A 681-nucleotide genomic window follows, 5' to 3' on the forward strand; every position below is an offset into this window, starting at 1 on the left:
AAGCGCGCTTATGGGTATGTGTTTCAGGCGGCCGGGCTCTACCCGTGGCGGACCATTGCAAAGAACATCAAGCTGCCGCTTGAGATCATGGGCTATTCCTCCTCCGAGCAGGAGGAACGCGTTAGAAAGGTTCTGGAACTTGTTGATCTTGATGGATTTGGCGGTAAGTTCCCCTGGCAGCTCTCGGGCGGGATGCAACAGCGGGCCAGTATCGCGCGGGCCTTGGCATTTGATGCGGATATTCTGCTGATGGACGAGCCGTTCGGTGCGCTCGATGAGATCGTGCGCGACCATCTGAACGAACAGCTTCTGGCATTATGGGCGCGCACCGAGAAGACCATCGGTTTCGTGACACATTCGATCCCCGAAGCGGTGTATCTCAGCACCAAAATCGTGGTAATGAGCCCTCGGCCCGGCCGGATCACGGATGTGATCGATAGCCCTCTGCCGAAAGAGCGGCCTTTGGATATCCGTGATACGCCCGAGTTTATCGAAGTCGCCCACCGCGTGCGAGAAGGATTGCGAGCGGGTCATGGGGATGATGTGTGATGGCGGATAAAGGCATCAGGCGGGCATCCCGCGAAGATGTGGGGGATTGCGCGCGCATCATCGCGACCTGGGCCGCCCAGACCGATTGGATACCCGAGGAATTGCCAGAAGAAAAGCTGGCGGATCTGATTC

General features: G+C 58.0%; 1 protein-coding gene. It reads left to right on the forward strand.

The annotated features are described in order from the left end of the window. Positions 1-549 (forward strand): ABC transporter ATP-binding protein (locus ACR0EL_RS22380; protein WP_480502341.1); only part of this gene is annotated, 549 nt, incomplete at its 5' end. Between the last annotated feature and the right edge of the window lie 132 nt (positions 550-681).

This window comes from Ruegeria sp. AH12 (genome assembly GCF_056541465.1).